Source organism: Marinimicrobium sp. UBA4209 (genome assembly GCF_002381585.1).
Taxonomy (GTDB): Bacteria; Pseudomonadota; Gammaproteobacteria; order Pseudomonadales; family Cellvibrionaceae; genus Marinimicrobium; species Marinimicrobium koreense.
The window spans coordinates 7,299-15,817 of record NZ_DFTP01000062.1; the positions used below are offsets into that span (position 1 = coordinate 7,299).

At 59.2% G+C, this 8,519-nt stretch carries 9 protein-coding genes; all 9 read right to left on the reverse strand.

Annotated elements, in window-relative coordinates:
* On the reverse strand, positions 1-414 hold a 414-nt coding region (locus B3187_RS08970), incomplete at its 3' end, for a DUF2878 domain-containing protein (RefSeq protein WP_286805873.1).
* Position 415: 1 nt separating this feature from the next.
* Complete coding sequence (locus tag B3187_RS08975; protein WP_024460133.1) at positions 416-1,684, reverse strand: SAM-dependent methyltransferase; 1,269 nt, start codon at positions 1,682-1,684, stop codon at positions 416-418.
* Between the two features lie 2 nt (positions 1,685-1,686).
* On the reverse strand, positions 1,687-2,475 hold the full coding sequence (locus B3187_RS08980) for a DUF1365 domain-containing protein (protein WP_286805875.1): 789 nt from the start codon (positions 2,473-2,475) through the stop codon (positions 1,687-1,689).
* Positions 2,475-3,749, reverse strand: coding sequence for an NAD(P)/FAD-dependent oxidoreductase (locus B3187_RS08985; protein ID WP_286805877.1), 1,275 nt, complete (start codon positions 3,747-3,749; stop codon positions 2,475-2,477). Before B3187_RS08985 ends, B3187_RS08980 begins: the two co-directional genes overlap by 1 nt.
* Before the next feature lie 23 nt (positions 3,750-3,772).
* On the reverse strand, positions 3,773-4,528 hold the full coding sequence (locus B3187_RS08990) for an SDR family NAD(P)-dependent oxidoreductase (protein ID WP_024460130.1): 756 nt from the start codon (positions 4,526-4,528) through the stop codon (positions 3,773-3,775).
* An 11-nt stretch (positions 4,529-4,539) separates the two neighbouring features.
* Positions 4,540-5,985, reverse strand: coding sequence for a deoxyribodipyrimidine photo-lyase (gene phrB, locus B3187_RS08995; protein WP_286805880.1), 1,446 nt, complete (start codon positions 5,983-5,985; stop codon positions 4,540-4,542).
* Positions 5,985-6,425 (reverse strand): nuclear transport factor 2 family protein, encoded by a 441-nt coding sequence (locus B3187_RS09000; protein WP_286805881.1) that lies wholly within the window; start codon positions 6,423-6,425, stop codon positions 5,985-5,987. The genes phrB and B3187_RS09000 overlap by 1 nt, the downstream gene beginning before the upstream one ends.
* Positions 6,425-7,393 carry a MerR family transcriptional regulator gene (locus B3187_RS09005; RefSeq protein WP_286805882.1) on the reverse strand — a complete coding sequence of 323 codons (969 nt, stop codon included), beginning with the start codon at positions 7,391-7,393 and terminating at the stop codon, positions 6,425-6,427. The genes B3187_RS09000 and B3187_RS09005 overlap by 1 nt, the downstream gene beginning before the upstream one ends.
* Entirely contained in the window at positions 7,380-8,345 is a 966-nt protein-coding gene (locus B3187_RS09010; protein WP_286805884.1) for a YbgA family protein, read from the reverse strand. Before B3187_RS09010 ends, B3187_RS09005 begins: the two co-directional genes overlap by 14 nt.
* Positions 8,346-8,519: the final 174 nt, after the last annotated feature.

The following is an 8,519-nucleotide window of genomic DNA, read 5'->3' on the forward strand; positions in this document are numbered from 1 at the left end:
CCACTCCACACCGGACAGACGAACGCCACCCAGATACGCCATGGGGCCACCCACCGCGCCAACCACGCCGATCAACCAGGGACGTTCGTACAACGCTTTCAGAGGATGATGCAGAGTCAGTGCCATGATCACCCAGAGACAGGTCAACCAGCCCGGCGCCAATCCCGAGGCGGACTCGGCACTGTAATCCAACACCCCGAAGTAGCCGAGCAGGTTGTCATGCGCAACACCCATGGGCAGCGCGACACAGACGGCCAGCCAGTCCCGCGGGTGCACCGGCGCGAACCGGAAGTGCAGCACGACAAACAGAAACGTGAATGCCACGCCCGGTACATTGCCCAGCAGTACGCACACAAACCAGCCGATTTGTGAGATGGCCGCATTGATCCACCAGTAGTGCCGCTTGAGTTCCACGTCAGACCGGCTCCGGACGATACTTGGGCTTGGCCATCAACAGCTGTGCGGTTCCGATGCTGCGCTCGATAAAGCCCCCCTCGCAATAGCACAGATAGTATTCCCACATCCGGATAAAGCGCTCGTCGAATTTCATTGCCCGCACTCGGTCGAGCTGCGCCTCAAAGGCGAGCCGCCAATCTCTCAGGGTGCGCGCGTAGTGTTGGCCGATATCTTCCAGATGCAGCAGGTTCAGATCGGTAAAGCGGCGCGTCAGGTCGCTCATCAATGCGACCGAAGGCAGCGAGCCGCCGGGGAAAATATACCGCTGGATAAAGTCCACGTGTTTGCGGGCGTGCTCGTAGCGCTGATCGGCAATGGTGATGGCCTGAATCAACATCAGCCCATCGCTGGTCAACAGACGGGAGCAGCGCTCAAAATATTCCCGGAAGTGTTCATGCCCTACCGCCTCAATCATTTCCACCGACACCAGTTTGGTGTACTCGCCGGTCAGGTCCCGGTAGTCCTTGAACAGCAGTGTTATCCGATCTTCAAGCCCCGCTTCTTTCACTTGCGCCTGGGCATGCTCCCACTGGGCACGGGAGATGGTGGTGGTCGTCACCCGGCAACCGTAATGCCGGGCGGCGTAGATCGCCATACCACCCCAACCGGTACCGATTTCCAACAAGTGGTCATCGGGCCCAAGTTCCAGCTTCTCGCAGATCCGCTGCAGCTTGTACTCGGCAGCCTCCGCCAGGGTGGACTCGGCACGCGGGTAGATGGCCGAGGAATACATCATGCTCGGGTCGAGAAAGAGTCGGAAAAAATCATTACCCAGATCGTAGTGCGCGGCGATATTGCGTCGGGCGCCCTCTTTCGAGTTTCGATTCATCCAGCTGAACAGTCGAAGCAGCCCCTTTCCGAACATAGACTGGCTGGCGTCCATCTTGTCCAGCGCGTGCATATTGCGGACAAAAATGCGCGTGACCTGGGTCAGGTTCGGGGTCGACCAGTAGCCGCTCATATAGGCTTCTCCGGCACCCACTGAACCTCCAAAGGCCACTTCGGCGTAGGCCATGGGATCGTGCACATGCAGATCCGCCACCAACACCGCCTGGTCGGCCGGCTGACCGAACTCGTGGCACTCGTCGCCATCGTGCAGCCGAAGGCAGCCCTCCTCCATGGCGGAGAGGGTTTTGAGGATCAGACGTTTGGCCAGCGCCTGGTTCCAGCGCGGTTTGGCCAGACGATGGCCTTTAAAACGTGCGATGCTGGGGTTGGAATGCGTCACAACTACCTCCTGGGTGCCAGCGTAATTTGGGTGGTGGATCGTTCAGAAGCCGGGGCCGTCTGATGCCCATAGGGAGGCACCCGCTTTAACCAGAGTTTGAGTGCCTGCCAATAAATGGCCAGAGGCACCTTGATCGTCAGCCAGGGCTGCTGCCACAAAATGCGATTCAGGCGCGATGGTTCCCACGCCTGCCGCTCGAGGCTGAGCGTTGCATCCATGTGACAGGCCCCCTCGCGCCAGTTTTCCATATGAACCAGTAGGGATTCGTCCGGCGCCGTGCTGATCCACCGGTATTCCATGTCAATCGGATTGAACGGCGATACGTGGAACGCTTTCCTGAACCCCAATCGACTCTTGCCGGTTTTCGGGTTGCAGGGAATCACGTAACAATGTCGTTCATTCCAGGGCGTATTATTTACCTGAGCCAGGATGACACTGGGCTTCTCGGCGTCAGGTTCGAAGCAGTAATAAAAACTGACCGGGTTGAAACACAGCCCCCATTGGCGAAGGTTGGTCAACAACCGGATCGGACCTGACGGACAGTGGCCCGTCTGGCGAGTCACTTCCTCGCGCACGGCGGTTTTCAAGTCCGGCTCCTGGGGATGGAGGTAATCCTCCCGTCGGAACCAGCCAAGTCGGCGACGATTGAAGCCCCAGAACCACAGCCCTTCAAACAGCCCCGGCAACTCATCCAGATCCAGGTAAAACAGGGTCGAGCGATACCGGAACTCGTGCCCGCGAGGCACAAAGCGGCGATGGCGCACCCAGCCTTGATAGATCGCGCTGTGCATCAGAAGGACTCTCCCAACGCCTTGGCAACGCGCAGGCCCGATACCACACCGTCCTCGTGAAAACCATTGCGCCAATAAGCACCGCAGTAATGGGTGTGATTGACACCACTGATATCACTCCATCGCGCCTGGGCTGCAATGCTTTCCCGGTTGAATACCGGGTGACTGTAGCGATAGCGCCCGAGAATTTTGTGCTCATCGAGCCATTCCGTGGCATTGACGCTCACACAGAGGGTTTCCGGACACTCGAGCCGCTGGAGCATGTTCATGTTGTAGGTCAACACCGCCTCGTTGTCCCGTCCGGGACTGAGCCGATAATTCCAGCTGGCCCAGGCACCTGGTGCCTTGGGCAGGATGCTGGTGTCAGTATGCAGGACAACGTCGTTATCCTGATAGGGAATGGCCGACAGAATGTCATATTCACGGTCGGTCGGATCCACCAAAAGCTTTAGCGCCTGGTCGCTGTGACAGGCAAAAATGACTTCATCAAAAGCCTGCTCACCAAAGCGGTCTGTGGTCAGGCGCACGCCCTGCTCTGTTCGCTCCACGCGGTGAACCGGACAACCGGTATAAATGCTGTCAGCGAATTCGCGGGTCAGAGGAGGCAGGTAACTGTGGGAGCCGCCTTTGACCGTGTACCACTGGGGCTGCTGGGTGACAGTCAGCAGCCCGTGGTTGTGGAAAAACCGGATAAAGAAGATCAGTGGCATCTCTGCCGCGCCGGACAGGCCCGAGGACCAGATCGCAGAAACCATAGGCAGAATATAATGTTCCCGGAAAAACCGGCTATAGCGCTCCTGTTCCAGGTACTCCCCCAGAGTCATCTGCGGGTCGACCCGGTCTTGCTCATGGGCCTGAGTGCAGGCTCGATTGAAGCGCAGAATCTCCCGAAGCATCCGCCAGTGCGCCGGTCGAAACAGGTTGCGCTTCTGAGCGAACAGACCACGGACGCCACTGCCGCTGTACTCGTGATGACTCCCCGGCTGAGTAACGCCAAAACCCATCTCGGTCAATTGACTGGGAACGCCCAGTCGGGACATCAGCTTGATGAAATTCGGATAAGTACGGTCGTTAAAAACGATAAAACCGGTGTCCACATCGTAATCTTGTCCAGCCACATTGACGCGCTTGGTGGCCGTGTGGCCGCCAATGCTCTCACCGGCTTCAAACACCGTGACCCGGTGACGCTTGGCCAGCAGGTGCCCCGCCGTCAATCCGCTGATACCGGAGCCGACAATCGCAATCTGTTTTGTTTCGTAGCCCGTTTCTTTCATAGCGTTTGTTCTATTTGTGTCGCTCAATCTTTCACCATCTTTTTCAAAAGAGCTGTTTTCCAGCCCAGGGGTAACCAGCTGATAAGACGCATGGTCCACACCAACTGCCAGGGAAATTGCACGATCCGCTGACGACGGGCCATACCGCGGGCAATGTGCTCTGCCGCCGTTTCGGCTTCCACCAGAAACGGCATCTCAAAGTCATTGCGGTCGGTGAGCGGGGTTTTGACAAAACCGGGTCGAACCAGTGTCACATCAATGCCCTCGGGTGCCAGGTCGACGCGCAGAGAGTGCATGAAATACTCCATGGCGGCCTTCGAAGCACCATAGGCCTCGCTGCGGGTCAGCGGCAGCACCGTGACCATACTCCCCACCCCGACCACTTGGGCACGGTTGGGGGATTTACGCAGAAACGGCAGTGCCAGCTCGACGGTGTTGGCCGAGCCGACCACATTGATGTTCATCACCGGGGCAAAAGGAGCGGCATCGAAATGCTTGACGTCGATGTATTCGCAGGTGCCGGCGTTGATTACGACGGAATCAAGGTGATGGGTAATGGTCTTCAACCGATCGCTCACCTGGCTCAGTGCCTCTCGATCCGTCAGGTCGACGGGAAGCGCATGGCATCGCTCGGGAAACGCCCGGGCCAGTGATTCCAGCTTGTCCGCGGAGCGGGCGCTGATCACCACGTTGTGGCCGTTCTGCAATAACCGACGGGCCAGTGCTTCACCAATACCGGTCGAGGCACCTGTAACCCATATCCACTGGGACTGGCTCATAAACGACTCCTCTAGCCCTTTGACGATGAGCCATTGAGCTGCTGAAACAACGCAATGGTCTCCTTGCGGCTGGCTTTCAGGTCCACCATCGGCGCAGGATAACCCGACACCGGTGGCGGCTGGTGTATCTGTCTTGTCGAAACCCTTGCCAGCTCTGGAACATATTTACGGATAAACCGGCCATCGGGATCAAAACGCTCGGATTGGGTCACGGGATTGAAAATACGGAAATAAGGCGCCGCATCGGTCCCGGTGGACGCGCTCCACTGCCAGCCGCCGTTATTGGCCGCAAAGTCGCCGTCGATCAGCTGCGACATGAACCAGCGCTCACCCAGACGCCAGTCAATGCGAAGATTCTTGGTGAGAAACATCGCCACGATCATTCGGAGCCGATTGTGCATCCAGCCGGTGTCGAGCAGCTGTCGCATCGCCGCATCCACGATGGGAATGCCGGTTTCTCCGCGACGCCAGCGGTTGAAATCCTCTTCATCGTCGCGCCAGGGGAAGACGTCGGTGTGGCCCTGGAGCGGCTTGTGTTTACACACCACCGGAAAATCCACGGTCACATGCTGATAGAAGTCCCGCCAGACCAGCTCGCTGATCCAGGTGGTCACGCCCTCACTGCCCTCGTCCCAGCGCCCTTCATTGGCACTCAGCGCGGCGGTCAGGCATTGGCGGGGCGACAGGCTGCCCACCGCCAGATAGGGTGACAGCGTCGATGTAGCGGCCTCCGCAGGCAGGTCCCGTTTGCTTTTATAGTCCCGAATGGGTCCGTCTGCAAACTCGGCGAGGCGGCTCAACGCCTCCTCCTCGCCCGCAGGCCAAAGTGCCGAGAGGTCCTTGAGGTGAACCCCCCGGAAGAGACTATCCAGGGTCATCCCGGCGTCGCTGACCTGTCCCAAGGCTTCCGGCTGCACGGCCGGAAGGCCGTGAGGCACCATCGGTAGCTCACGGGCCATCTGGATCCAGCGCCGTTTGAACGCGGTAAACACCTGATAGGGCTCACCCTGGCCGTTACGCACTTTTCCCGGGGGCAGAATCACCCGGTCATGAAACCGCTTGTAATGGCGATCGTGATCATGGAAATACTCCGCCACTGCGCGGTCCCGGTTCAGCTCATCGAGGGGATATTCCGCGTTAAAATACAGCGAATGGCAGCCTTCCCGACGGCTCAGGGATAGCAACTGATGGGGGATTTCAGCGGCCCGGCGAACCCGAAGCAGTACCAGGGGGATGTTCCGCTCGGCCAGATCGGTTTGCATCTGACGTAAATGGCGCCGAATAAAATCCAGCCGTGACGGCGCCGTGCTGTGCCGCTCGATAAAATCCTCGCACAACACATACACCGCCACCACGCCCTGCCCCGCTTCGGCGGCGTGATACAGGGCGGGGTTGTCGCGCAGGCGCAGGTCATTGCGCAGCCATACCAGAATGCGTTGATTGTCCGAACTCACCATTACCCCAGCCTCGCCTTGAGCTTGCCGATCACGTACCCCAATACCGGAATATGCTCATACAGCATGGCGCCGGCATCGAAATAGTCGCGGTGATACACCACCCGCTCCCGAAACTGAAGATGACTGCTCCCCTCAAGGGTCAGCAGCTGGCCCCCTTTAAGCTTCGGATGGCGGTAATTCATGGTCCACAGCAGGACCGCCTGATCCGGTTCATCGGCGTGCCCTCGCTGTTCGAGAATGTGATTGAAGGTAAAGCCGCACTCCTGAAGCCCATGCACCATGCCGGAGAAGTAGCGGCGCAGGGCAACCAGGCCTTCTACCCGGTGCAGGGGGTCTTCAAACACCACGTCGGTATCGTAAATCTGATCCAGAGCACCAATCAGCGCGGGATCAAATCGCTCGTAGAGGGTAGTGACTTTAGTGATCAGCTTGTCTGTCATTATCGTGATGCTCCAGAGCCGGGGGACCCGTTATCAGAGAAATCAGGACCTTCGACCCGCACGGGAAGCCGTGCCTCCAGCGCCGCCAGAATTTCACTATGGGATTGTCCGAGGCAATGAGGCTGTAGCGTGCTGTCCACCAGCGCCGTCTGCCGGCCCGCCAACCAGATCGGAACCGCCAATTGCCGCTCCAGATCGCGGTGTGCGGCCTCCAAACCTGGTTCGGGAACGCTGTCGGTGTAGAGCAACACCGCATCCGCCCCCCGCTGGTCCACCGCGTACAACCACTCCGCCTGGGGCACCGGGCCAAAGAAGTCCACCTGGAGCCTGTTTACGCCCAGACTGTACGCGAGGATCATCGGCAGCACGGAATCCGGGGTGCGTCCGTTATCCACCAGCAACAGACGCGGTGCCCCCTTGGGCGCCGACTGCCGATGGCGTGCCGATGCGAAGTAGTCATACAGCACGGATTCGAAGCACAACAGTTGCGACGTTACCCCATACTGAGGCCGTCCCTGACCGACATCGGATCGCCACTGCGACAGCAGCGGTTCAATACAGTGATCCACCAGAACCGGCATCGGATACTCGGCGGTCAATTCGGCAAGCCGCTTTCGCAGAGCATGCACGTCCAGCGCGGCAAGCGCATGGGCCATCACCTGGCGGTGTTGCTGCCAGGGATCGGTTGGCGACAGATCCACCTCGGTAGCCTCAGCGCCCTGATCCAGCAGCGCCCGGACCTGACCCACCGCAACGCCGCGGGCGAGCCAGCGCTGAATGGCCTCTACCCTGGCAATATCCTCCGGTCGATACAGTCGGTGGCCCTTGGCGGTGCGCAGCGGTTTGAGCAGCCCATAGCGCCGCTCCCAGGCCCGCAGGGTCACGCTGTTCACGCCGGTCAGCTCGGATACCCTGCGGATGGGTACCGCCTCAGAAACCATCGACTCCCGATCTTCAGACGTTGGCATTGCGAAGGCCCAGTTTTTCCGGATGCGGCGCCCAGAAGGTCTGCTTTTGCAGGTAGGGATTATCCACCTTGCGCAGGTAGTGCTTGAGCAGCGTCAGCGGTACCACCAGCGGCACATCACCGGCGTGATAGGCGTCGATGACCTCGGACAGCTCCTGCTGTTCATTGCCATCGAGCAGGTCGCGCAGGTAGCCACGCAGGTGCAGCATGGTGTTGGTATTGCTCTTGCGCGTGGTTTTATGACTCAGCGCGGCCATAAACGCGGTCAGAAACTCATTGCACAGTTCATGGATGTCCCGCGTTCCCGCCTGGGCCACCAACCGACCGATGGACTGGTAGCTGGGCACATGGTGAGCCATTACCTGGTATTTGTACCGGGAGTAGAAGTCCACCAACTTTGCAGGCGTGGGGTCCGGCTCGACGGAGGTTTTCCAGTCGTGGTAGGCGAACACCCGGGAGATGAAGTTATCACGCAGACCGGCATCGGTCAGGCGCCCAGCCTCTTCCACCGGCAGCAGCGGGTGCAATTCCATCAAACGTTCGGCATAGGCTCCAATCCCGTCGCTGTCGAGCGGGTAGCCGTTTTCGCCGTAGCGTTTCATACGGAAGGCGCCGCAGCTCGGGGAGTTCTGCATCATCACGTAGCCGCAGATGTCCGGCATACGCTCCAGCGCCTTGTCGGCCTCGGCGGCCAGCGCTTCGGTGACATCGAGGCTGTCGTCCTGAACCCCGCGCACGCGGGTGCCTTTGTCGGTGGCGACCAGGCGGATGGGCTTGCGGGGAATACCCAGGCCAATCAGCACTTCCGGGCAGACGGGCCGATAGTCGAAGTAGCGGCTCATGACGTCGGTCAGAAAGCGGTTGCGTTTGTGTCCGCCATCAAAGCGAACCCGCTCGCCGAGCAGGCATTCACTGATGCCAACCGGAATTTTGACGTCTGCGTGGGTATCCATCGATGCACCTCTTATACAAGTGGCTAGGCTTTGTATAAGTTGTACGCCGATTTATTGTACAAGGCAAGAGGTTTTGTATAGTTTTTTGGTGGGAGTAGCAGGATAAAAATCGATATTAGGTGAGGCATCAAGTCCGGGCCGTGGAGGGGATACCCTTTCAAGACACGCCGTGAA

What these genes read in the sequence shown, in the direction of transcription:
- B3187_RS08985 (WP_286805877.1), bottom strand. Translation starts at nt 3,749, where the DNA reads ATGAAAGAAACGGGCTACGAAACAAAACAGATTGCGATTGTCGGCTCC.
- phrB (WP_286805880.1), bottom strand. Translation starts at nt 5,985, where the DNA reads ATGGTGAGTTCGGACAATCAACGCATTCTGGTATGGCTGCGCAATGAC.
- B3187_RS09000 (WP_286805881.1), bottom strand. Translation starts at nt 6,425, where the DNA reads ATGACAGACAAGCTGATCACTAAAGTCACTACCCTCTACGAGCGATTT.
- B3187_RS09010 (WP_286805884.1), bottom strand. Translation starts at nt 8,345, where the DNA reads ATGGATACCCACGCAGACGTCAAAATTCCGGTTGGCATCAGTGAATGC.
- B3187_RS09005 (WP_286805882.1), bottom strand. Translation starts at nt 7,393, where the DNA reads ATGCCAACGTCTGAAGATCGGGAGTCGATGGTTTCTGAGGCGGTACCC.
- B3187_RS08980 (WP_286805875.1), bottom strand. Translation starts at nt 2,475, where the DNA reads ATGCACAGCGCGATCTATCAAGGCTGGGTGCGCCATCGCCGCTTTGTG.
- B3187_RS08990 (WP_024460130.1), bottom strand. Translation starts at nt 4,528, where the DNA reads ATGAGCCAGTCCCAGTGGATATGGGTTACAGGTGCCTCGACCGGTATT.